Annotated in this window: 21 protein-coding genes; 8 read left to right on the forward strand and 13 right to left on the reverse strand. The window is 69.9% G+C overall.

The genetic code is table 11. The annotated features are described in order from the left end of the window. Positions 1-3 precede the first annotated feature (3 nt). The 11 genes from ACZ4MU_RS04980 to ACZ4MU_RS05030 form a co-directional block, all read right to left on the reverse strand. Positions 4-2,721 (reverse strand): DEAD/DEAH box helicase, encoded by a 2,718-nt coding sequence (locus ACZ4MU_RS04980; protein WP_467871032.1) that lies wholly within the window; start codon positions 2,719-2,721, stop codon positions 4-6. A 774-nt stretch (positions 2,722-3,495) separates the two neighbouring features. Then, the gene (locus ACZ4MU_RS04985; RefSeq protein WP_467871034.1) at positions 3,496-4,092 is read right to left on the reverse strand and encodes a hypothetical protein; all 597 of its coding nucleotides are present in this window, start codon (positions 4,090-4,092) and stop codon (positions 3,496-3,498) included. Further along, complete coding sequence (locus ACZ4MU_RS04990) at positions 4,089-5,807, reverse strand: alpha/beta hydrolase (protein ID WP_467871037.1); 1,719 nt, start codon at positions 5,805-5,807, stop codon at positions 4,089-4,091. The genes ACZ4MU_RS04985 and ACZ4MU_RS04990 overlap by 4 nt, the downstream gene beginning before the upstream one ends. A 3-nt stretch (positions 5,808-5,810) precedes the next feature. Then, a complete protein-coding gene (locus ACZ4MU_RS04995; RefSeq protein ID WP_467871039.1) occupies positions 5,811-6,293 on the reverse strand; it encodes a hypothetical protein in 483 nt (160 codons plus the stop codon). 105 nt (positions 6,294-6,398) lie between these two features. Beyond that, positions 6,399-6,863, reverse strand: coding sequence for a nucleoside deaminase (locus tag ACZ4MU_RS05000; protein ID WP_467871042.1), 465 nt, complete (start codon positions 6,861-6,863; stop codon positions 6,399-6,401). Positions 6,864-6,945: 82 nt separating this feature from the next. Then, positions 6,946-7,020: a 50S ribosomal protein bL37 gene (locus ACZ4MU_RS05005; protein ID WP_372460710.1), complete on the reverse strand. Its 75-nt coding sequence runs from the start codon at positions 7,018-7,020 to the stop codon at positions 6,946-6,948. 157 nt (positions 7,021-7,177) lie between these two features. Further along, complete coding sequence (locus ACZ4MU_RS05010; protein WP_467871044.1) at positions 7,178-7,852, reverse strand: potassium-transporting ATPase subunit C; 675 nt, start codon at positions 7,850-7,852, stop codon at positions 7,178-7,180. A gap of 5 nt (positions 7,853-7,857) precedes the next feature. Beyond that, complete coding sequence (gene kdpB / locus ACZ4MU_RS05015; protein ID WP_467871047.1) at positions 7,858-9,996, reverse strand: potassium-transporting ATPase subunit KdpB; 2,139 nt, start codon at positions 9,994-9,996, stop codon at positions 7,858-7,860. Further along, complete coding sequence (gene kdpA / locus ACZ4MU_RS05020) at positions 9,993-11,657, reverse strand: potassium-transporting ATPase subunit KdpA (RefSeq protein ID WP_467871049.1); 1,665 nt, start codon at positions 11,655-11,657, stop codon at positions 9,993-9,995. The genes kdpB and kdpA overlap by 4 nt, the downstream gene beginning before the upstream one ends. Positions 11,658-11,665: 8 nt before the next feature. After that, positions 11,666-11,755 carry a K(+)-transporting ATPase subunit F gene (gene kdpF, locus ACZ4MU_RS05025; RefSeq protein WP_365102456.1) on the reverse strand — a complete coding sequence of 30 codons (90 nt, stop codon included), beginning with the start codon at positions 11,753-11,755 and terminating at the stop codon, positions 11,666-11,668. Continuing rightward, on the reverse strand, positions 11,752-11,898 hold the full coding sequence (locus ACZ4MU_RS05030; protein WP_467871053.1) for a hypothetical protein: 147 nt from the start codon (positions 11,896-11,898) through the stop codon (positions 11,752-11,754). Before ACZ4MU_RS05030 ends, kdpF begins: the two co-directional genes overlap by 4 nt. 239 nt (positions 11,899-12,137) lie before the next feature. Here ACZ4MU_RS05030 and ACZ4MU_RS05035 point away from each other — a divergent pair, with 239 nt between their 5' ends. The 4 genes from ACZ4MU_RS05035 (at position 12,138) to ACZ4MU_RS05050 (ending at position 16,998) form a co-directional block, all read left to right on the forward strand. Further along, a complete protein-coding gene (locus ACZ4MU_RS05035) occupies positions 12,138-12,593 on the forward strand; it encodes a carboxymuconolactone decarboxylase family protein (protein ID WP_358833878.1) in 456 nt (151 codons plus the stop codon). Positions 12,594-12,727: 134 nt separating this feature from the next. Continuing rightward, on the forward strand, positions 12,728-13,942 hold the full coding sequence (locus ACZ4MU_RS05040) for an FAD-dependent oxidoreductase (protein WP_467871055.1): 1,215 nt from the start codon (positions 12,728-12,730) through the stop codon (positions 13,940-13,942). A gap of 323 nt (positions 13,943-14,265) precedes the next feature. Then, on the forward strand, positions 14,266-14,811 hold the full coding sequence (locus ACZ4MU_RS05045; protein WP_467871057.1) for a cupin domain-containing protein: 546 nt from the start codon (positions 14,266-14,268) through the stop codon (positions 14,809-14,811). A 432-nt stretch (positions 14,812-15,243) separates the two neighbouring features. After that, the gene (locus tag ACZ4MU_RS05050) at positions 15,244-16,998 is read left to right on the forward strand and encodes an MFS transporter (RefSeq protein WP_467871060.1); all 1,755 of its coding nucleotides are present in this window, start codon (positions 15,244-15,246) and stop codon (positions 16,996-16,998) included. 64 nt (positions 16,999-17,062) lie between these two features. Here the strand turns inward: ACZ4MU_RS05050 and ku are convergent, their stop codons facing one another. After that, the gene (gene ku / locus ACZ4MU_RS05055; RefSeq protein ID WP_467871063.1) at positions 17,063-18,202 is read right to left on the reverse strand and encodes a non-homologous end joining protein Ku; all 1,140 of its coding nucleotides are present in this window, start codon (positions 18,200-18,202) and stop codon (positions 17,063-17,065) included. 40 nt (positions 18,203-18,242) lie between these two features. On the opposite strand from ku, the gene ligD reads away from it, so the two are divergent. Together ligD and ACZ4MU_RS05065 are read left to right on the forward strand one after the other, a co-directional pair. After that, positions 18,243-19,127, forward strand: a complete 885-nt coding sequence (gene ligD / locus ACZ4MU_RS05060) for a non-homologous end-joining DNA ligase (protein ID WP_467871065.1) — start codon at positions 18,243-18,245, stop codon at positions 19,125-19,127. Beyond that, the gene (locus tag ACZ4MU_RS05065; protein WP_467871068.1) at positions 19,124-20,035 is read left to right on the forward strand and encodes an ATP-dependent DNA ligase; all 912 of its coding nucleotides are present in this window, start codon (positions 19,124-19,126) and stop codon (positions 20,033-20,035) included. The genes ligD and ACZ4MU_RS05065 overlap by 4 nt, the downstream gene beginning before the upstream one ends. Positions 20,036-20,058: 23 nt before the next feature. Here ACZ4MU_RS05065 and ACZ4MU_RS05070 read toward each other — a convergent pair whose 3' ends face one another. Further along, a complete protein-coding gene (locus ACZ4MU_RS05070; protein WP_467871070.1) occupies positions 20,059-20,859 on the reverse strand; it encodes an NERD domain-containing protein in 801 nt (266 codons plus the stop codon). A 120-nt stretch (positions 20,860-20,979) separates the two neighbouring features. On the opposite strand from ACZ4MU_RS05070, the gene ACZ4MU_RS05075 reads away from it, so the two are divergent. Both ACZ4MU_RS05075 and ACZ4MU_RS05080 read left to right on the forward strand, forming a co-directional pair. Continuing rightward, entirely contained in the window at positions 20,980-21,312 is a 333-nt protein-coding gene (locus ACZ4MU_RS05075; protein ID WP_467871073.1) for a zinc-ribbon domain-containing protein, read from the forward strand. A gap of 78 nt (positions 21,313-21,390) precedes the next feature. Then, positions 21,391-22,047 carry a class F sortase gene (locus ACZ4MU_RS05080; protein WP_467871075.1) on the forward strand — a complete coding sequence of 219 codons (657 nt, stop codon included), beginning with the start codon at positions 21,391-21,393 and terminating at the stop codon, positions 22,045-22,047. Positions 22,048-22,080 lie beyond the last annotated feature (33 nt).

The following is a 22,080-nucleotide window of genomic DNA, read 5'->3' on the forward strand; positions in this document are numbered from 1 at the left end:
CCCTCAGTAGTCGGTTCCATGGCTTCGGAATAGATCAGCTGCGTCCTGCGTCTCCGCGGCGAGGATCGCTTCACGTACTTCCTTGTCACGGTGGTTCAGCATTCGATAGACGGTGCCGATTTTCGCGACAGACTGGATCCGATGATACCTAGAGGAATGCTTCGCTGCGTAAGTCGCCAGACCCTTCAGTTTGGGCACAGCATCTGCCAGGTGTGTTCCGTGCGGATCAATCAACGATGCGACGAGTTCACCACCTACTTGATGAACAAAAATGAAGTCGGGGGCGAGTCCTGCGATGCCTTGAGAGGTCGTATATGGAATCTGCAGCGAATGCCGACCGGATTGAGGGTTCCGGTACCAGGCCTCGGCCCCTGCAGCAAGTTCGGTGCGCAAGACGTGTTCTTCCCAGTCTCTCAACGCCACGTGAAAAAGGCCGGCATCATCAGAAATCAGATGCCTTTCCCATGCCTTTCCCGTTGCATCGTCGATTCGCCTAGTGGGGATGGTGATGGTTGTTGGTAGTGGCCGATCCGACTCACGCTTGATGCGATCAAAACGCTCCTGCTCGACTGCCGGCTGTCGCGTGATCGCCGACCCATAACGGTTGAACCAGTCTTCCACTAGCTGTGACGCTCGTATGTCAATTTCGCTACGAAGAGTGGGTTCACCGGCCAGGGCGATCGTCGTGATCATCGCTTCCAACACGTCATCATCGGTTGTCGCGATCTTATTAACGTATGCGTTGGCCAACCCCTCCGGCAAAATAGCTCGCGCGCGATCCATCAGAATTCTGATTCCGCGAGCATCTAGCTGGATAATAGTGTCGGTATCCACCGCTTCCTTCGCATCCTGGCCGAGGAAGACTGAACGCTCGTAGAGGCGAGTGGACCGGGCACGCTGGATGGCCTCTTCCATCTTCCCAGCTTCGGCCAAGTCAGCTCGCATGGTCTCGAGCACTGCTAGAAGCTGGTTTCGGGCCTTTGTAGGTGCCTGTTCTTCGATACCAGTATTAGCGAGAAGAAGCGCCAAGCTTGTGAGCCTGGTAACGGGGGACCTAAGCGCTCGGCGAGGAATCGTGTAAGAGGGTAGCGATGCCACTAGATCGAAGACATTAGACGGCCCAGATGAACTCAGCTGTTGGACAGGCTCCGCCTTCGCGAACAGCCCCTCGTCCTCTACGTTCGAGACGCTGTCCTGGTCCTCTGATTGATCAGACGAGTTCGCAGGCGCAGGCCGTCCCTCACTGCGTTCCGATCCGTCGTCAGCGGCCAGCTTCATGAAATTCTCATGTGCTGATGACGCAGGCCCATCTGTGCTGACGGTCGTCGGCTCCGTCTGCGACTTAGTCAGCTCAAGCTGAGGATTTCGGGCGAGTTGCACCGGCTCGGTGACAATCTGAGTTCCCCCAGTCAGCGTGTCGTCATCACCCGCTCGAAACTTGGCGGCGATAGCGTCGACGGCGCTCTGGTCGAATTTCGGGAGGATGCAATGGACCGCATTCAAGTCCTCAGCGGAATGGATGCGACGTGCTAGAGGCGTCCGAACCATACGGCCCATCACCTGGGTGATCAGGTCAATGTCCTTGGCGACCCGGAGTGACACTAGCACTTCCGCCCGCGGGCAGTCCCACCCGGTCGTGATGGCAGTCTTGCAGAGAACGACCCGGACTTCGGATCGATCCTGAATGTCTTCCGGGGGACACCAGGAGATTCGAGATTCACCGATCTTTAGATCGGCGTGCTCTCCGAAGACATGCACGATATTGCCGTGATGCACCTCTGGCCACTCATCAAGCACCGTGCCGATTAGGTCGGCCAGCTCCTTCTCCGTAGGTTTATCTGCTACTTGAATAACGAGAGCTGGATGAACGTGAGGCTCATCGCTGGAGTCTGTATAGGAAGCCCAATTCTGCTCGTACTCCCGGACCCTCCGAACAGCGTGTCGCACCAAGGTGGACTCGGCAGCGTCAACGCCGGCCGTATGACCTAGGACAATCTGGTCTTTCAGTAGCCCGGAGGCGCGTACGTCGTCGACTCGGATCGAATGCGTTTTGACAGTACGGCCCAGATCCGTCATAGCCGTGACGAACTTCCGCGGGGTAGCCGAGATGCCCCAAACGACCGGCACAGCCGGCCGTCCCGTGGAACCGCCACCGATAATCTGAGAGACGATCGTGTCCCGCGCCCTGCGGACGGAACTCGTCGCTCCCATTCCGCGGTGAGCTTCATCCACAACGACAGAAAAATCACAAGGCTGCTGCGTTATGGTGTTGGCGATCGTCTCCCACAGGGAGTAGCTCCGCCCATCGACTTGAGACTTGGAAAGAGATGCTTTAGCTGACAGTTTTTGAATGTTGAGGAAGTATACTTTCCCCGGTTCAAATACTTCTGCATCAAAGTCGTTCTCGATAGTTACAAGACGATTGGGCGCCAAGCTTGAGGAGGCAGCCATCATCTTGTGCAGCGTTTGCCGATTCAAGCTCGGATCGTCAGTAACCCAGAGAAAAGTACTTGCCCGCTCACTGCCGACCTTCTCGGGCTCATCAAGCAAAGCCTCTACTACTGCCGTGGCAATCACGGTCTTTCCCGCACCGGTCGGAGCGGCCAAAATCACGGCAGCTTGCTCAGTCGGATCCTCGGCATAGTTCCGAAGTGCTCGCGCAAGGTGCTTGGTGACGCTGCTAGCCGCCTCGGCCTGATAGTCAAACAGCTCAAACTGCACGAGTCGTCCTTCGGTCTAGCTGGGTCTACAGCCTGAGGTTACCTAGTGACAGGGGTGACAGGTGGCTACTTGGTAGTCACCCCTGAGGGTGTTGCCACAGGCTGACCTCCCGAAGCCGCGCCGCTTGGCGGTCAAATTGGGACATATGGTTACCAGCTTCCAGTGCCACGTACCTGTCGGCTAGTGACCCATCTCTGCCAGTACCGAGTGTCGTGCGATGCTCCCGCCGTCCTCGGCGAACCTCACGCGACTGGGGCACGATGCCGTGGACTATCTGTGGACGAGGATCCAGACACCGACGCAACGCGCACCGCCGACCTCGTAGAACCAGGAGCGGTGCAGCCCCCTCCGGAGCCGTGTGTGCAGGTTCGAATCCTGCCGGGGGCACCTGTTAGTAGGTGCCTAAAGACCCCGCCACCAGCCGCTTCGCTGGGTGCGGGGTCTTCTTGCGTGGGGGGGCAGGTGCACGGAAGCCGCTGCATGACAGTGATCACGTAATGACGACGTAATGACCTTGGCAGGTCTCTGGCCAGCTCAGAGCACTCTCCCTTGCCAAGCCCATGAGCCAACGTGCGGCCGAGGTCGCCGGCTCTGGGAGGGCCTCCGTTGATCGAGGCGTTTGAAGTCCACGTGCGCGGGCAGGCGGACGGCCTCGTACGGGTCTGCCTCACGGCGTACTGAGCGGCCCCCGCTGCGAAACCGCCCCCGCCGCGAAGCGGGCCCCGCCGCCGTCGGCGTTCCGACCGCCCAGCCGCGCGACGCGGCAACGCCCCCTCACCCCTCCGCCGACCAGAACTCCGACCGCTCAGTGGGCCGCAGCTCCTCCCCCTTCGGCCCCCCGGGCTTCCCCGGCGTCCCCTTCGGATACGTCATCTCCGCATCCTCCGCGCACGCGAAACTCGCGCTGAGGAAGACATTGCCCACGCTTCCCACCTGCAAGGACACGCTGAAGCCGTCCTCCCGGCTCGCCCGTACCCACGGCATCGACTCGTCGTTCCGCACGCTCGTCACCTTGAAGCCCGCCGCCTCCCAGTGGCGCTGGACCACGCCCAGGAGGCTCCCTCGGCGGTGGGGGGAGACGATCGTCAGGATGTTGCGGCTGCGGGTGACCGTCGTTTTGCCCGTCGGCTCGTTCAGGTCCGTGCTGCATGCCTCCTGCATGGGGGCTCCGTACGCCCACTTCACCGGTGGCTGGATCGCCGCCAGCGTGGCGTCCAGGATCTTCTCCGAGCCCTCGCCCGCCTGCTGCATGTTCATCGCTCGTACCTTCTGCGTCTGCCGTACCTGCTGGTGGTCGTCCTTCGTCTGCCCGCACGCCGTCAGGGCCATCAGCGCCGCCAGCAGGACCACCGGGCCCGCGCCCCGCCTCATCGCGGCCTCGTCGCCGTGATCCGGTCGCCGTGGCCCGTGACCACGCTCGCGATGTTGGGGAGGGAGTCGCCGCCCGCGTCGGGGTCGAAGTAGATCGAGTGTGCGGGCAGGTCGCCCGTCGCCAGGCCGGGCAGGCCGGTGTCCTTCCCCGGGGCCACGGCGAAGTGGTGGCCGCCGAAGTGGTTGTCCGCCGGGTCCGTGCCGAACCAGTTCTTCTTGGGGCCGTATTCGCTTCCCGGTGCCACGTACTCCAGCAGGTTGGGCGAGGGCAAGTACGTCACCTGGTCGTTCTCCGCCGCGCCTATGTAGACGTGGTCCGCCCCGACCCCCAGGTCCGACGCCTTGTTCACCCCCACGCCGGGGCTGCCGACCAGGACCACGTCGTCCGCCGGGATGCCGCCGGGCTGCTGGGTCGCCTGGCCGACCGTGAGCGAGCCGTAGGAATGGCCGATGGCCGTGACGTGCGGGGAGCCGGACTCGTGGGTGGCCCTGATGCCGCTCAGGAACCTGTCGTACGCCGGCGCTCCTGCCTGGGCGTCGTCCTTGCTCATCACGTCCGTCGCCGACCACTTGAAGCCGTCCAGCTGCGGGCAGTCGTAGCCGAGCCAGACCACCGAGGCGGTCGTGGTGTCGGGGTACATCTTGTTCGCCATGGTCGCCACGTTCCGGGCCCGGTCCACGTCCGAGGACGCGAAGTGGCCGCTGAGCTTGGTGTTGAGGCCGGGCACGTAGGCGGAGACGTTCTTCGACGTGTCCGGGTTGCCGAAGGAGACTATGGCGCGGCCCTTGCCCTCCGAGCCGATGCCCAGCAGGTACGGGCGCGGCTCGCCCTCCGTCGCCAGCTGCTTCTGGATGCCCTTGAGACCCTCGATCTTGTCCTTGAGGGCCTTCGCCTTGTCGCCGTCGGCTCCCTCGTACTCCGACTGGAGGCTGTCGAGCAGCATCGGCAGATACGTCCGGTTGGCGCGGTCGCGGTCGGTGGCCGGTATGCCGTCGCTGTTGCCGATCTGCTGCGGGTAGTCCTGGATCAGCTCGGCCTGCAGGCTCGGGGAGAGCTGCGCCCACCACGCCTGCACGTCGGCGGGGGAGCCGTTCTTGCCGGGCATGCCGAGTTCGTGCAGCAGCTCGCGGTTGAGCTCGTCCGCCTTCCCCATCTCCGCGAAGTTGGTGCTCCAGTCGCCCCTGCCGCAGCGGTTGGCCGCTTCGGTGAAGAGCTTGATCGCCGCCGCGTACTCCTTGTCGGCCTTCTGCGCCGCCGCCAGCGCGTCGCCGATCCGGTCGGCGTAGCCCTGGGCGCGGGTGGTCTGGTCGCGCTGCATCATCGCCACGTCGCCGGGCTTCATCCCGCCGGTGTCGACGCTCGGCGCGGTGACCTTGCCGTCGTCCGCGACGTGGTACCCGGCGCCGGTCGCGTCCGCGAGGGCGTGCGCCAGCTTGCCCTGCTGGAGGGAGAGCTCCTCGCCGCAGGCCCGCAACACCGTTCCCACGGCGTCGAGTTCCTGCTTGGCCACCAGCAGGTCGCGCTGCATCCGGGCGAGCCGGTCGGCGGCGGACTCGGCGGCGATCCCGCCCCAGTTGCCCTGCTGGAGGGGCCGGTGCAGGTATTTGCCGCAGTCGGTGGTGTGGGTGGCGAACGTCTGCGCCAGCTTGTCCCACGCGTCGCCCGCGTCCGTCAGCAGGAGCGGCTTGGCGTCGCGCAGTTGCGAGACCCGCATCGGTCAGTGTCCTCCGTCGGACGCCGGGGGAAGGGTCACTCCCGGGGCTTGAGGGGCGTAGGGGATCTGAGGGGCGTACGGGGCGTACGGGGCGTAGGGGGCGTTCGGTGCGTACGGGGGGTGCACTCCCGGGGCCGAGACGCCCGGCGCGTACGGCGTGGACGGGCCGAAGCCGAGGAACGACTGTCCGCGCGCGTGGTCCTCGCGGACAAAGCTCGTACTGGACGAGCCGACCGCGTCGGCCGCCCCCTCCACCATGCCCGCCAGCGAGCGCAGCGTCTTCGCCCACGCCTCCAGGCACTCGTCGATGGCCTTGGCGGTCTCGAAACCGGCCAGCCCCGCCACCGCCGTGTCGGTCGGCTTGTACAGGGTCTTGATCTCGTCCGGGATGTCCTTGGCCACCTTGCGGGCCGAGTCGCCGGCCTTCTGCACTTCGCCCGGCGTGATCCAGAAGCCCCGTGTGGGACCACCGATCGGTGTGGACATGCCGTACGCCCCTCCCGCTTGCTGATCTTCTTTCCGGCAGGGTACTGGGCGAGTTCAGGCCAGCCATGAGTACGGGTACTCAGTCCGCTCCGGGCCGGAGCCGTACTAGCCGCCCGGCAGCGGGCTCCCGATGTCCTCCCACCACAGCCCCGGCCGCTCCGCGACGAACTCCCCCAGCAGCGCCCGGCATTCGGCGTCGTCCAGCACCACGACCTCCACCCCGTGCCCGGCCAGCCACTCCTGTCCGCCGTCGAAGGTCCGCGTCTCCCCGATCACCACGCGGGAGATGCCGAACTGCCGGATCAGGCCACTGCAGTACCAGCAGGGGGCGAGGGTGGTGACCATGGCCGTACCGGCGTACGTGGTCCGGCGCCCGGCCGCCCGGAAGGCGGCCGTCTCGGCGTGCGCGGACGGGTCGCCGTCCTGGACGCGGCGGTTGCGGCCGCGCCCGAGGAGGGTGCCGGACGCGTCGTAGAGCGCCGCGCCGATGGGGATCCCGCCCTCGGTCCGTCCGGCGCGGGCCTCTTCGAGGGCGACGGGGAGCAGGGCGCGTGCCGCTTCCAGGTCCATGGGGACAGTGTGGGACACGCCGTCGGCCCCGGTCCCGCGCCACGACTGGCGGCGGGAGCCGGGGCCGGGGGCGCCCGGGGGCTCAGGTGTTGGGGCGCTTTCCGTGGTTTGCGCCCTTCTTCTTCCGTGCGCGCCGCTTGTTGCCTCGCTTGGACATGGACCGCATCTCCCTCACCAGTACGAAAAGGGGCATATCGTCCACGTCAGTCTATGAGCGGCCCCTCCCGCCCGCATCGCGGCCACCGTCCAGGGACCGGGAACGGCGGCCCGGCGGCCCCTCCCCCGGGTCCCCCGGGCCCGCTCTCCCGGCTCGGTCACCTCCCCACGAGCTCCCGCAGCGCGATGTTCAGCTTCAGCACGTTGACCCGGGGCTCGCCGATGAAGCCCAGGAGGCGGCCCGTGGTGTGCTCGGCGACCAGCTGATCCACCCGCGCCACCGCCAGCCCGTTGCGCTGCGCCACCCGGTGGACCTGGAGCCGCGCGTACGCCGGGGAGATGTCGGGGTCCAGACCCGAGCCGGAGGAGGTGACCGCGTCGGCGGGGACGTCCTCGGGGTCCACCTTGTACGTGGGCGTGGAGTTGTCCTCCACCACCGCCGCCCTGGCGGCCTCGACCCGCCGGACCAGCTCCTCGCTGTCGCCCGCGAGGTTGGTCGCGCCGGACACCAGCAGCCGGTGGCGGGTGTTGAGGGTGTTGGTGCCCAGGCCGCCGGAGGGGCGCGGCTGGAACCAGCGCAGGTCGGGACGGGCCGCCTCCCGCGGATCGGACGGGTCCTTCTTGGGGAGGTCGTACCGCTGGCCGATCAGCTCCGAACCGACCACCCTCCCCCGCGAGGTGACCTCCGAACCGTTCGCCCGGTCCCCAAGGGCCAGTTGGGCGACGCCGGTGACGGCGAGCGGGTAGAGCACCCCGCACACCAGGGTCAGTACGAGCAGGGCCCGCAGGGCGGCGCCGGTCAGCCGGGCGGCGGAGGTTGCCGAGTTGTTCATGGTGATCAGCCGATTCCGGGGATGAGGGAGACGAGGAGGTCGATGAGCTTGATGCCGACGAAGGGGGCGACCAGACCGCCCAGGCCGTAGATCCCCAGGTTGCGGCGGAGCAGCCGGTCGGCCCCGGCCGGCCGGTACCGGACGCCCCTGAGGGCCAGCGGTACGAGCGCGACGATGACCAGGGCGTTGAAGACGACCGCGGACAGGATCGCGGACTGGGAGCTGTGCAGGCCCATGATGTTGAGCCTGTCCAGGCCCGGGTGGACCGCGGCGAACATCGCCGGGATGATCGCGAAGTACTTCGCCACGTCGTTGGCGATGGAGAACGTCGTGAGCGCGCCCCGGGTGATCAGGAGCTGCTTGCCGATCTCGACGATCTCGATCAGCTTGGTCGGGTCGGAGTCGAGGTCGACCATGTTGCCGGCCTCCTTGGCGGCCGACGTGCCGGTGTTCATCGCCACGCCCACGTCCGCCTGGGCCAGCGCGGGGGCGTCGTTGGTGCCGTCGCCCGTCATCGCGACCAGCTTGCCGCCGGCCTGCTCGCGCTTGATCAGCGCCATCTTGTCCTCGGGGGTGGCCTCGGCGAGGAAGTCGTCCACGCCCGCCTCCTCGGCGATGGCCTTGGCGGTCAGCGGGTTGTCGCCCGTGATCATGACCGTCCTGATGCCCATCCGGCGCAGCTCGTCGAACCGCTCCCGCATGCCCTCCTTGACCACGTCCTTGAGGTGGACGACGCCCAGGACACGAGCCCCCTCCGCGTCTTCCACAGCCACCAGCAGCGGCGTGCCGCCGGCCTGGGCAATCCCGTCCGTGAGCCGCTGCGCGTCCCGCGCGACACTTCCGCCCCGCTCCTTCACCCAGGCCACGACCGAGCCGGCCGCGCCCTTGCGTACCTTGCGTCCGGCCACGTCCACACCCGACATCCGGGTCTGGGCGGTGAAGGCGATCCACTGAGCGCCCGCCAGGTCCTCCCGGCGGCGCTCGCGCAGCCCGTACCGCTCCTGGGCCAGGACCACGACGGAACGGCCCTCGGGGGTCTCGTCGGCGAGCGAGGAGAGCTGGGCGGCGTCCGCCACCTCGGCCTCGGCCGTGCCCCGTACGGGGACGAACTCGGCGGCCCGGCGGTTGCCCAGGGTGATGGTGCCGGTCTTGTCCAGGAGCAGTGTCGACACGTCTCCCGCCGCCTCCACGGCACGGCCGGACAGGGCCAGGACGTTGCGCTGGACCAGGCGGTCCATGCCCGCGATGCCGATGGCGGAGAGCAGGGCGCCGATCGTCGTCGGGATGAGGCAGACCAGCAGGGCCGCGAGGACGACCATCGGCTGCTCGGCGCCCGCGTACCGCGCGAACGGCTGGAGGGTGACCACCGCCAGCAGGAACACGATGGTCAGCGAGGCGAGCAGGATGTTCAGGGCGATCTCGTTGGGCGTCTTCTGCCGGGCCGCGCCCTCGACCAGGCCGATCATCCGGTCGATGAAGGTCTCGCCCGGCTTCGTCGTGATCTTGATGACGACCCGGTCGGAGAGCACCTTCGTACCGCCGGTGACGGCCGAGCGGTCGCCGCCGGACTCGCGGATCACCGGCGCGGACTCACCCGTGATCGCCGACTCGTCCACCGAGGCGACGCCCTCGACCACATCGCCGTCGCCCGGGACCACGTCGCCCGCCTCGCAGACGACCAGGTCGCCGACGCGCAGCTCGGTGCCGGGCACCAGCTCCTCGCCGGAGCCGTCGAGCCGGCGGGCGACGGTGTCCGTCCTGGCCCGGCGCAGGGTGTCGGCCTGCGCCTTGCCCCGGCCCTCGGCGACCGCCTCCGCGAGGTTGGCGAAGAGGGTGGTCAGCCAGAGCCAGCCCGCGATCGCCCAGCCGAACCAGTCGCCGGGGTCCTTGAGCGCGAGGAGCGTGGTGAGGACGGACCCGATCTCGACGACGAACATCACGGGGGAGGCGACCATCACCCGGGGGTCGAGCTTCCTGACCGCCTCGGGGAAGGAGGTGAGCAGCTGCCCGGGGTCGAACAGGCCGCTCCCGGCCCGGCCGGGCCGGCCGGTGGGGGCGGTGTCGTGCGGGGCGCGGGCGGCGGTGGCGGTGGCGGTGGCGGTGGGCATGGAGCCGGGCTCCTCGGACTTCAGATGCGTGGTCATGCCGCCAGCCCCTCGGCCAGCGGCCCCAGCGCGAGGGCGGGGAAGTAGGTCAGACCGGTGACGATCAGGATCGTGCCGGCCAGCAGACCGGTGAACAGGGGCTTGTTGGTGCGCAGGGTGCCCGCGGTCTCCGGGACGGCCCGCTGCTCGGCGAGCGCCCCGGCGAGCGCCAGGACGAACACCATCGGCAGGAACCGGCCGAGCAGCATCACCAGGCCGAGGGAGGTGTTGAACCAGGGTGTGTCGGCGCTCAGGCCCGCGAAGGCGGAGCCGTTGTTGTTGGCGGCGGAGGTGTAGGCGTAGAGCACCTCGGAGAAGCCGTGCGCACCGGAGTTGGCCATCGCGTCACGGGCCGAGGGCAGGGACATCGCGACCGCCGTGGACACCAGGACCAGCGCGGGGGTGATCAGGAGGTAGCAGGCCGCGCACTTGATCTCGCGGGTGCCGATCTTCTTGCCCAGGTACTCCGGGGTGCGCCCGACCATCAGGCCCGCCAGGAACACCGCGATGACCGCCATGACCAGCATGCCGTAGAGACCGGAGCCGGTGCCGCCGGGCGCGATCTCGCCGAGCTGCATGCCCAGCAGGGTGATACCGCCGCCGAAGCCGGTGAGCGAGGAGTGGAAGCCGTCCACGGCGCCGGTGGAGGTGAGGGTGGTGGCGACCGCGAAGACGGAGGTGCCGCCGATGCCGAAGCGGGTCTCCTTGCCCTCCATCGCTCCGCGCGCCACGTCGAACGCCGGTCCGTGGTGGGCGGACTCGGTCCACAGCATCAGGGCGGTGAAGGCCACCCAGATGGTGACCATGGTCGCCAGGACCGCGTAGCCCTGCCGGACGCTTCCGACCATCCGTCCGAAGGTCCGGGTGAGCGCGAACGGGATGAGCAGGATCAGATAGACCTCGAACAGGTTGGAGAAGCCACCGGGGTTCTCGAAGGGGTGGGCGGAGTTGGCGTTGAAGTAGCCGCCGCCGTTCGTGCCCAGCTCCTTGATGGCCTCCTGCGAGGCGACCGCGCCACCGTTCCACTGCTGGGGGCCGCCCGTGAACTGGCCGACCTCGTGGATGCCGGCGAAGTTCTGCAGGGCACCGCAGGCGACGAGGACGAGCGCGCCTGCCACGGAGAGGGGCAGCAGGACGCGCACGGTGCCGCGTACCAGGTCGGACCAGAAGTTGCCGAGCTCACCGGTGCGCGCGCAGGCGAAGCCGCGGACCAGGGCGACCGCGACCGCGATGCCCACCGAGGCCGAGAGGAAGTTCTGCACGGCCAGACCGCCGGTCTGCACGACATGGCCCATGGCCTGCTCGCCCGCGTACGACTGCCAGTTGGTGTTCGTCACGAACGAGGCCGCCGTGTTGAACGCCTGGTCGGCGGGGATCGACGCGAAGCCGAGCGAGCCCGGCAGCTGCCCCTGGAGGCGCTGGAGCAGATAGAGCAGGAGGACGCCTGCGACGGAGAAGGCGAGCACGCCCCGCAGATAGGCGGGCCAGCGCATCCGGGCGGACGGGTCCGCGCCGATGGCCCGGTAGATCCACTTCTCGACGCGCAGATGGCGGTCGCCGCAGTAGACGCGGGCCAGGTAGTCGCCCAGCGGCCGGCAGGAGAGCGCCAGGGCCGCGGCGAGCGCGGCGAACTGGAGCACCCCGGAAAGGACGGATGACATCGCGGGGCTCAGAACCTCTCCGGGTACACAAGGGCGAGGACGAGATATCCCAGCAGGGCGGCGGCCACGACAAGACCGACGACGTTCTCGGTGGTCACAGCTTCGCCACCCCCTTGGCTATGAGCGCCACCAGGGCGAATACCGCGACGGTGGTGGCGACGAAGGCCACATCGGCCATCGTGAACTCCAGGACTCGAAGAGGCTCGCGAACGAGCGGGACGGGTACGGACCTCTTGAGCAAACCCGCCCCCGGGGGCCGCGCCGGTTTCGTTGACGGGCCCCTGACGGTCACCGGCGTCTCTTTGACGCTTTCCCTACGCCGCGCCGCCCGCGCGACGGCGGTACGGCGGCGCCGGTGGGGTCCGTACCGGTCCGCGGGCGGCCCGTGGGGCGCTTCGTCACACTTCGGGGCCCGGCTTCGTCAATTCCATGACAGTCGGAGCCCAGGCCACCCAGTGGGTGGCAGCCAGGAGAACAGTCATGGAAGCACGGATGCCGAGCCCGGCGACGCTCGTCCCGGGGGCGATGGAGGCCGTACGGGGACTCCAGAAGGCGACCCACGGCGCCGGAGTGCCCGCCACCACGATGCACCTCGTCCATCTGCGCGCCAGCCAGATCAACGGATGCAGCGCCTGCGTGGACTCCGGCACCCGGTACGCGATGAAGGGCGGCGAGAGCGCGGAGCGCCTGTTCGCGGTGGCCGCCTGGCGGGAGACGCCGTACTTCACGGACGCCGAGCGGGCCGCGCTGGCCCTCACCGAGGCCGTGACCCGGCTGAACGACCGCGAGGAGCCGGTCCCCGACGCGGTGTGGGCCGAGGCCGCCCGGCACTACGAGGAGAAGCCCCTCGCGGCCCTGGTGCTGTGGATAGGCGTCAGCAACTTCTACAACCGCCTCAACGCGGCCACCCGCCAGCAGGGCGGCCAGACCTGGTGAACCCCAACTGGCGCATCCACCAGGGCATCTGACGCTCCGTTCGCCCTGTTCGACCTTGGCACCCGTGACCGCGTGGGGCATGCTCGCCGAGATCGACTCGTACGACATCCACGCACGACGCCGAGGTGGCACCCATGGCAACCGAGACAACCACCTGCTGCATAGTCGGAGGCGGCCCGGCCGGCGCGATGCTGGGGCTGCTGCTCGCCCGGGCCGGCATCGAGGTCACCGTCCTGGAGAAGCACCGGGACTTCCTGCGGGACTTCCGCGGCGACACGATCCACCCCTCCACCCTGGACGTGCTCGCCGAGCTGGGCCTGGCCGAGCGCTTCCTGGAGCTGCCGCACCGCACCACGCCGGGGATCAACATGGTCACCGACACCCGTGATGTGCTCGTCGCCGACCAGCGGCTGCTGTCCGGCACCTACCCGTACATCGCCTTTGTCCCGCAGTGGGACTTCCTCAACCTGCTCGCCGCCGAGGCCGCCAAGTACCCCACCTTCCACCTGCGGATGGGAGCGGAGGTGCACGGTCTGATCCGGGAGGGCGACCGGGCCCGGGGGGTGCGCTTCCGGGACGCCGAGGGCGAGCACGAGCTGCGCGCGCACCTCACCGTGGCCGCCGACGGCCGCGACTCGGTGCTGCGCCGCCCCGCCGGGCTCGTCCCGCAGGGCTTCGGGGCGCCCATGGACGACCTGTGGTTCCGCATCCCCCGCGAGGAGAGCGACCCGCCGGACACCTTCATCCGCATGGGGCAGCAGGGCCTGCTCATCGGCATCTGCCGGGACACGTACTGGCAGTTCGCGTACGTCATCCCCAAGGGCCGGTACGCCGAGCTCCAGGCCGAGGGCATCGAGTCGCTGCGGGCGAGCGTGCGGGCGCTGCTGCCGTGGATGGGCGAGCGGCCGGACAAGATCGAGTTCTCCGACGCCCGGATGCTGGAGGTCCGGGTCGAGCGGCTCAGGCGCTGGTACCGGCCGGGGCTGCTCTTCATCGGGGACGCGGCGCACGCCATGTCGCCGGTCGGCGGCTTCGGCATCAACGTGGCCGTGCAGGACGCGGTGGCCACCGCCAACCTGCTGGCCGAGCCGCTGCGGCGGGGCGCGGTGGGCACCGAGGACCTGGCGGCCGTGCAGCGGCGGCGGCTGCCCGCGGTGGTCGCCATCCAGCGTATGCAGATCCTGCTCCAGAACCAGCTGATCGCGCCGACGCTGCACGGCACCCGCGAGTCCAAGCCACCGCGGTTCCTGGCGGTGGCGGAGCACGTGCGGCCGATGCGACAGCTGATCGCGCGGATGATCGGGTACGGGCCGCGGCCCGAGCACGTCCGGATCCCCGAGCGGGTCTGAGAAGCCTGCCGCCGACGGGCGGGTGCCGGCGCTCACCGAGCCGGCACCCGCCCGTCGGCGTTTCGGGAAACCCCCGTTTCCGAAGCCGTGAATTCCGGGAATTTCGTCGGCGGAATACCCGGACCCGAATCCCGCGGCTTGTCCACCGGTGTTCAACTGCGGAAATCCCGCGGTCGCACAGAGTCCTGCCGGAGCCGGCCGCCGGGGACCTGAGCGCCGCTGGAGCCGCGCCGGACGGGCAAGTTGAGCGCTGCTTGACCCGCCCCTGCGGCCCCGTGCTAAACCCGTATCCACGTGCGGGAAATCAAGCCAGAGAGGGATTCATGACGACCATCATCCACCCCGAGGACCGTCCTGCCGGCCGCCGCGGGTTTGAAATCGTCCTGCCGAGCGGTGCCACGGATGGCGCCGCCGCCCTCGTGGAAGGTGAGATAGCCGCCGCCACTCCCGGACCGCCGCTCCACACCCACGCCGAGTCCGACGAGACGTACTTCGTCCTGGAGGGCTCCCTGGTCATGTACATCGACGGCGAGGTGACCACGCTCGGCCCCGGCGGCATGGCGCACATCTCCAAGGGCACCGAGCACACCTGGTCGACCACGGTCGAGGGCGGCTGCCACTTCCTGACGCTGCATCTGCCGGGCGGTTACGAGCTCTACCACCCGACCGCGCTCGCGGCCGAGCACGAGAAGGGCGGCCCGCTGATCCAGTCCGACCTCTTCGAGCTGGCGGCGAAGTTCGACTGGCGGATGGCGGGCAGCGAGCCGATGCGGCTCACGCCCGAGGGCGTCCTCGTCCCGGCGGGCGAGGCGGACGAGGAGGCCCGGCGCCTGCTCGCCGAACACGGCACGGGGCAGCCGGTCGCCTGAGCGCGCCCCCGGGGGGCGTGGCGGCACGGGCCGCGCGGACGGCCCCGGCCGGGCCGCCTCACCGAGCGGGTGGGCGCCCCTTCAGCGGTGATGTCGTCCTGTCATGGACTTGACATCACCTGCGGGAGAGGCGCTCGCCATGCGCTCTCCCCGCTCCTCCGCGCCGCCGCCCCGCGGACTCGCCCACGCGGTCCGCGGGGCCTTTTTCCTGTGCGGCCGTATCAGGGGTGTGCCCCGCGAACCAGGGGTGTGACCTGCGAAAAGTCACACGCCCGGCTCCTATGTCGTCATCTGAGTGAGGAACCTTTTCCTGCCGCGACGGCAAGGAGACCGCACGCATGGCACGAGTCGCACGTCTCTCAGCACGCTCCATCCGTCACGACCGGGCTCGGACGGCCTCGGTCACCACGATCGGCCAGAGGTAGAAACGCCATGACTCACGACACCCACGCCGGAGCCGACCTGCCCGGCGGAAGCCGCGCGGGAGCAGCGCCCGGTGAAGCGCCGGCGCTCGATCCGCGCCGCTGGCTCGCCCTGATCATCGTCCTGGTGGCCGGGTTCATGGACATGCTCGACGTGACGATCGTCAACGTCGTCATCCCGAGCATCCAGAAGGACCTGCACGCCGACTACACCCAGATCGAGTGGGTCGTGGCCGGCTATGTCCTGGGCTTCGCCGCCCTGCTGATCACCGGCGGCCGGCTCGGCGACATCTACGGCCGCAAGAAGATGTTCCTGATCGGCGTGGCGGGCTTCACGGTCGCCTCGGCCCTCTGCGGTGTGGCCAGTGGTCCCGGCATGCTCATCGGCGCGCGCTTCTTCCAGGGCGCCATGGCCGGTCTGATGGTCCCGCAGATCCTGGCGATCATCCATGTCACGTTCCCGTCCGAGGAGCGCGGCAAGGTGCTCGGCATCTGGGGCGGTGTGCTCGGCTCCGCGTCGGTGGCCGGTCTGATCGTCGGCGGCGTGCTGGTCGACGCGAACATCGCGGACCTGGAGTGGCGTCCGATCTTCCTGGTCAACATCCCGGTGGGCATCGGCGCCTTGATCGCCGCCTGGTTCTTCGTCCGCGAATCCAAGTCGCCCGCCGCGCCCAAGCTCGACCCGATCGGCGTGGTCATCGCCGTGACCGGCATCCTGATGCTGGTCTATCCGCTCGCCGAGGGCCGCACGCTCGGCTGGCCGCTGTGGACGTATCTGCTGATGGCGGGCTCGGTCGTGGTCTTCGGCATCCTGGTCGTCTTCGAGCGCCACCGCACCCGGACCGTGGGCTCGCCGCTGGTGGTGCTCAGCCTCTTCAAGGAGCGGGCGTTCACCGCGGGCATGCTGGTGTGGACGCTGTTCTGGATCGCGCTCGGCGGCTTCTTCCTGGTGTGGACGCTGTACATGCAGCTGGGGCTCGGCTGGTCGCCCATGCGCGCCGGTCTGACCGGCGCGGCCTTCGCGGTCGGCGCGGCCGCGGGCTCCGGTCTCGCGGTGGAGGTGTTCACCCCGCGCATCGGCCGCCTCACCCTCATCGGGGGCGCGCTCCTGAACGCGCTGGGCTTCGCCGCGTACATCTTCGTCGCCCACCACTACGGCCCGGACATCCCGTCCTGGCAGATGATCGCGCCGCTGGTCGTCACCGGCTTCGGCTTCGGTCTGGTGGTGGCCCCGATGATCGACGCGATCCTCACCAAGGTGCCCGCCAAGGACGCCGGTTCCGCCTCCGGTCTGCTCGGCACCACCCAGCAGGTCGGCATGGCGCTCGGTGTGGCGCTGGTCGGTGTGCTCTTCTTCGGCCACCTCTCCAGCGACTCCGACCACGGCGTCGACAAGGTCACCCCGGCCCTGCGCCAGGAGCTGGTCGCCGCCGGGGTCCCGGCGAGCGGCGTCGACGGCATCGTCGACGGCTTCCGGGCGTGTGTGCACGACCGGTCGGCCGAGTCGGACCCGACGAAGGTCCCGGCGAGCTGCCGGCCGTCCTCGGTGCCCGGCGCCGACAAGGTCCAGCCGATCCTGACCAAGCACGGCCAGGAGGCCGTCAGCCACAACTTCGTCAAGAGCTTCGACCTCAGCCTCTGGTACGGGGTGGGCATCCTGGTGCTCGTGGCGCTCGGCATGTTCGCGCTGCCCAGGCAGGTGCGGGCGCGTGACCTGGACGCGGAGCTGGAGGCGCTGGGCGAGCCGGTCGCCCGGGGGGTGTGACGCCCCGGCGCTGACGCGCTCCCGTCTCTTGGCTCCCGGCTCCCCGCGGGCGTACGCCGGTCGCTCAGGCCGACGCGCGCTTGCGGGGAGCCGTCTTCTTCGCGGCCGGCTTCCCGGCCGCCGTCGAGGTGGACTTCTTGGCCCCCGCCGAGGAGGACTTGGGGGACTCGGCCGTCTTCTTGGCGGTCTTCGCACTCGACTTGGTGGCCGTCGCCCTGGTGGCCGCCGGCTTCGAGGAGGTGGACTTGGCGGAGGCAGGCTTCGCCGAGGCCGACCTGGTCGAGGCCGCGCCGGCGGTCTTCGCGGTGGCCCGGCCCGTGCTCTTGGCGGTCTTCTTCGCCGCGGCCGTCCCTCGGGCGGCCGTCTTGCGCGGTTTCAGCTCGGTGACCTCGGCCTCGGCCGGCTCCTCGCCTCCGGCGTCCTCACCGCGCGCCTCCTTCGCGGCGCGCACACTGTTCTCCAGCGCCGCCATCAGGTCGATGACCTTGCCGCCGCGCGGGGACTCGGGCGCCTCGGACGGGGGCAGCGCGCCGCCCGCCTTGGAGGCGATCAGCGCTTCCACGGCCTCCCGGTAGTCGTCGTGCAGGGTGTCCACGTCGACCTCGCCGAGGGTGTCCATCAGGGCGTCGGCCAGATCGAGCTCCGCGTCGCGGACCTTGACGTCACTGTCCGGGGCGACGCCCTCGGGGGCGCGGATCTCGTCCGGCCACAGCAGCCCGTGCATGGCGATGACGTCATCCACGACCCGCAGCATCCCCAGCCGCTCGCGGCCGCGCAGCGCGAACTTGGCGATGGCCACCTTGCGGCTGCGCTTGAGCGCCTCCCTGAGCAGGGTGTACGGCTTGGCCGCCGGGACACCGCTGGCGCTCAGGTAGTACGCCGTGTCGATCTGGAGCGGGTCGATGGAGTCGGACGGCACGAACGCGACGATCTCGATGGTCCTGGCGGTCGGCAGCGGCAGCGCGGCGAGGTCGTCGTCGCTGATGGGCACCAACGACCCGTCGGCGTCCTCGTACGCCTTGCCGATCTCCGAGGCGTCCAGCTCCTCGCCGTCCAGCTCGCACACCTTGCGGTAGCGGACCCGTCCGCCGTCCTCCGTGTGGATCTGCCGGAAGGAGATCGAATGGCTCTCGGTGGCGTTGTAGAGCTTGATCGGAATACTGACCAGCCCGAATGAGATCGCACCGTTCCATATGGATCGCACTATTCGTCCTCTTTGCCGGGATTAGTGGGATTCTCATCCTATGACGCCGATCACATGGGTGGAGGGGCGACGGGTCGCGCTCTCCCGCCTGGAGAAGGTGCTGTACCCGGCGACCGGCACCACCAAGGGCGAGGTGCTGCACTACTACGCGTCCGTCGCGGGCGCGCTCCTGGCCCATCTGCACAACCGGCCGGTGTCGTTCCTGCGCTACCCGGACGGCCCCGACGGCCAGCTCTTCTTCACCAAGAATCCCCCGCCCGGCACACCCTCCTGGGTGAAGACCGCGCCGGTCCCGCGCTCCGAGGACAGCGGCGCGCGCCAGGTGACGGTCCCGGACCTGTCGACCCTGATGTGGGCGGCGAACCTGGTGGTGGAGTTCCACACCCCCCAGTGGCAGGCGGACGCGCCCGCGCGGGCCGACCGGATGGTCTTCGACCTGGACCCGGGGGCGCCGGCGACGGTGGTGGAGTGCTGCGCGGTGGCGCGGTGGCTGCGCGAGCGCCTGGCGGCGGACGCCCTGCACGCGTACGCCAAGACCTCCGGCTCCAAGGGCCTGCACCTGCTGGTCCCGCTGGAGCCGACCGCCTCCGAGCACGTCTCGCGGTACGCCAAGGGGCTGGCCCAGGAGGCGGAGGCGGCCCTCCCCGGCCTGGTCACGCACCGGATGGCGAAGGCGCTGCGCCCGGGGAAGGTGTTCGTCGACCACAGCCAGAACGCGGCGGCGAAGACGACGGCGGCGCCCTACACGCTCCGGGCGCGCGAGCGGCCCACGGTGTCGGCGCCGGTGACGTGGGAGGAGGTGGAGTCCTGCCGCGCGCCGCAGGACCTGGTCTTCCTCCTGGGGGACATCGAACCGCGCCTGGCGGCGGACGGAGACCTCCTCGGCCCCCTGATCAACCTCAACCGGGCGGGGCGGGTGCCGTGAGCGCACCGCGGCCGCCGGTACGGGTGGCGCTGGCCCGGTCGGTACGGGAGCTGCCGCGCGGGCCGGGCTGGTGGTACGAGCCCAAGTTCGACGGCCACCGGATGGTGGTGTTCCGGGAGGCGTCCGGGGTGGTGCTCCAGGCCCGGTCGGGCCGGATCGTCACGGCCGCGTTCCCCGATCTGGTGGCGGCGGCGCTCCGGATGCCGGCGGGGTGCGTGCTCGACGGTGAGGTGGTGGTGTGGACGGGGGGCCGGACGGACTTCGCGGCCGTGCAGCGCCGGGCGGCGGCCACGCCCGCGCGCGCCACGCAGCTCGCGGCGCGGCTGCCGGCGTCGTACGCGGCGTTCGACGTCCTCGCCGACGGGGGCGAGGACGTACGCCGTCTGCCGTACGGGGAGCGCCGGGCCCGCCTCGTGGCCCTGCTGGCCCCGCTGGGCCCCCCGCTCCAGCCCGTCCCGGCGACCCCCGACGTGGACACGGCCCTGACCTGGTACGAGACGCTCCCCGCGAGCGGCATCGAGGGCCTGGTGGCCAAACGGGACGACTCCGCGTACCGGGGCGGGACGCGGACGTGGCGGAAGGTGCGGCACACCGAGACGTGGGAGGGGGTGGTGGTCGGGTACGTGGGCCCGGCGCGGCGCCCCAGCGCGCTGGTGCTGGTGCTGCCGGGCGACGACGAGGTCACGGTCTCGACGCCGCTGTCGTCGGCGCTGCGGGCGGAGGCGGGGCGGGCCGCCCTGCCACCGGGCCCGCCGACGCGGACGGCGGTCGCTCCCGGGTGGGGGGAGGTGGGGTACACCGAGGTGGGGGCGGGGGCTTTGCTGGCGGAGGTGGAACGGGGGTCCGCGCGGCTCGGGGTGACGACGGTCCTGCGCCTGCGCCCCTCCCCCGCTCCGCCCGTTGCCTGAGCCGTCGGGGCGGGGTCGGATGCTTATGCCCTCAGCCATGTGCGGCGGTCCCGTGCCCGCCAGTACAGCCCCTCCACATCCGCCGGCTTCAGCACGCCCCCCGCCCGCGCCAGCCCGCCCACCTCCGAGTCCCGCAGGACGCGGACGTCCCGTGGCGGGGCCGCGATGTCGAGCCGGGACGCGTCCGAGACGACCAGGACTCCGCGCACCCCGACCACCAGCCCCAGCGACACCCGCTCCGCGTCCCGCCGGACCCACCGCAGCACCGGCGACGGAGCGGAACGCCCCACCCCCACCAGGGGGTCGGTGATCCGCACCCGGCGCCGGGCCGCCGCGACCGTACGGAACGTCAGCACTCCGGCCGGTCCGATCGCGAGGTGGTCGAGGAGCCCGCCCCCGGGCAGCGGTACCGAGTGCAGCACCCGCCACCCCGCCCCCTCCAGCGCGTCCAGCCCCGCCCCCACCCGCTCCTGGGCCGCGAGCAGCCCCCGCCGGGGGTCCTGGCGGAAGCGGCGCGGCGGGCCGTGGCCCTCGAGTTCGCCCAGGAGCGCCTCGCCGGGGCGGTTGGGCGCCAGGTCGTCGTCGGGGTGCAGGGTCAGCCGGGCCAGGTCGTCCGAGGTGGGCACGGGCGGCGGACCCACCGTCAGCTCGCCCGTCACAAAGGGCGCCAGTGCCGCGAGGACCGCCTCGCGGCACTCCTCCAGAAGGAGGCTGACGCGTCCGCTGTCCCTGTCGTACCAGGCGGCGTTCCTGCCGTCCGGGAGGCTGACGTACAGCCGTGCCCGTCCGTTCCGGTGCACCGGAACCACCCGCAGTGCCGACATCCCGCATCACCCCCACGCCCATGGGAACAGCACCGGCGGCGCAGGGCAATATCGCGGCTCGTATAGTGCGAGCGCCACCGCGCGCGCCGCGCGCCGCTTCACCTCGGGAGGGGACGTCCAATGCTCATTTGGGGCACCAAGGGATATCTGTACCAGCTCGCCATGATGACGCTCGTCTGCGGGAACTGCGGCAATCCGGCCGCCCACGGCCTGCGCAAGCACGTCACCAAGTTCACGTTCTTCTTCATCCCGCTCTTCCCGGTCTCCACCAAGTACCGCACCCAGTGCACCTTCTGCGGAATGGAGCAGCAGATCGCCAAGGAGCAGGCCGAGCAGCTCCTCGCGATGGCCGCCGGGCCGCAGCCGGGCCACCAGCCGCAGCAGCAGGACCAGATGCAGGGACAGGCGCCGGGGGCCGCGGGAACGCCGGGGCAGAACCCGTACCAGCAGTAACCGAAGTCCTGCCCGGTCATGGCGAGTTGTGACAAACCCGGGAAGGCTCCGCGACACGGCCCTCCTACGGTGGTGGCCATGACCACGCCCACACCCTCCCGCCTCCGCCCCCGCCGCACGGCCCGGCTCGTGGCCGCCGCCGCGCTCGCCCTCACCGCGGGCGGCGGGCTCGCGGCCTGCGGCTCGGGCCCGTCCGGGACCGAGGCCACGGCCAAGGCGCCCGACGTCTCCGTGCGCAGCACCGCCACCACCCGGGCCCGCCAGCAGGTCGGCCCGCTGAAGGCGGCCGAGCCGACCCGGGTGGTCATACCGTCGGCCGGGGTCGACGCGAGCCCGGTGCTGCGGCTCGGCCTGGACGAGAAGCAGGAGCTTCAGGTGCCGCCGGTCGACAAGGCGGAGCTGGCGGGCTGGTACACGGGCAGTGTCACCCCCGGCGAGACGGGCGCGTCCGTGATCGTCGCGCACTATGACACGGCGAAGGGGCCCGCGCTCCTGCGTGACGTGAAGAAGATGCACGTCGGGGACGTGATCAGGGTCGGCAGGGCGGACCACTCCACCGCCGTCTTCACGATCCGCGAGACCCAGCAAGTGGACAAAAAAGACTTCCCTACGAATAAGGTCTATGGGAAGACCGACCGTCCGGAACTCCGCCTCATCACCTGCGGCGGCCCGATCAAGAACGGCCACCGCTCGGCCAACATCATCTTCTACGCCGACCTGGTGAAGGTGGAGTAGCCCGGGGCGGTGCCGCTCGCGGTGCCGCCCGCC

Source organism: Streptomyces sp. NPDC026377 (genome assembly GCF_055567715.1).

What these genes read in the sequence shown, in the direction of transcription:
- ACZ4MU_RS05050 (WP_467871060.1), top strand. Translation starts at nt 15,244, where the DNA reads ATGACTCACGACACCCACGCCGGAGCCGACCTGCCCGGCGGAAGCCGC.
- kdpA (WP_467871049.1), bottom strand. Translation starts at nt 11,657, where the DNA reads ATGTCATCCGTCCTTTCCGGGGTGCTCCAGTTCGCCGCGCTCGCCGCG.
- ACZ4MU_RS05035 (WP_358833878.1), top strand. Translation starts at nt 12,138, where the DNA reads ATGGAAGCACGGATGCCGAGCCCGGCGACGCTCGTCCCGGGGGCGATG.
- ACZ4MU_RS05010 (WP_467871044.1), bottom strand. Translation starts at nt 7,852, where the DNA reads ATGAACAACTCGGCAACCTCCGCCGCCCGGCTGACCGGCGCCGCCCTG.
- ACZ4MU_RS04995 (WP_467871039.1), bottom strand. Translation starts at nt 6,293, where the DNA reads ATGTCCACACCGATCGGTGGTCCCACACGGGGCTTCTGGATCACGCCG.
- ACZ4MU_RS05040 (WP_467871055.1), top strand. Translation starts at nt 12,728, where the DNA reads ATGGCAACCGAGACAACCACCTGCTGCATAGTCGGAGGCGGCCCGGCC.
- ACZ4MU_RS05075 (WP_467871073.1), top strand. Translation starts at nt 20,980, where the DNA reads ATGCTCATTTGGGGCACCAAGGGATATCTGTACCAGCTCGCCATGATG.
- ACZ4MU_RS05000 (WP_467871042.1), bottom strand. Translation starts at nt 6,863, where the DNA reads ATGGACCTGGAAGCGGCACGCGCCCTGCTCCCCGTCGCCCTCGAAGAG.
- ACZ4MU_RS05045 (WP_467871057.1), top strand. Translation starts at nt 14,266, where the DNA reads ATGACGACCATCATCCACCCCGAGGACCGTCCTGCCGGCCGCCGCGGG.
- kdpB (WP_467871047.1), bottom strand. Translation starts at nt 9,996, where the DNA reads ATGACCACGCATCTGAAGTCCGAGGAGCCCGGCTCCATGCCCACCGCC.
- ligD (WP_467871065.1), top strand. Translation starts at nt 18,243, where the DNA reads ATGACGCCGATCACATGGGTGGAGGGGCGACGGGTCGCGCTCTCCCGC.
- ACZ4MU_RS04990 (WP_467871037.1), bottom strand. Translation starts at nt 5,807, where the DNA reads ATGCGGGTCTCGCAACTGCGCGACGCCAAGCCGCTCCTGCTGACGGAC.
- ACZ4MU_RS04985 (WP_467871034.1), bottom strand. Translation starts at nt 4,092, where the DNA reads ATGAGGCGGGGCGCGGGCCCGGTGGTCCTGCTGGCGGCGCTGATGGCC.
- ACZ4MU_RS05080 (WP_467871075.1), top strand. Translation starts at nt 21,391, where the DNA reads ATGACCACGCCCACACCCTCCCGCCTCCGCCCCCGCCGCACGGCCCGG.
- ACZ4MU_RS05070 (WP_467871070.1), bottom strand. Translation starts at nt 20,859, where the DNA reads ATGTCGGCACTGCGGGTGGTTCCGGTGCACCGGAACGGACGGGCACGG.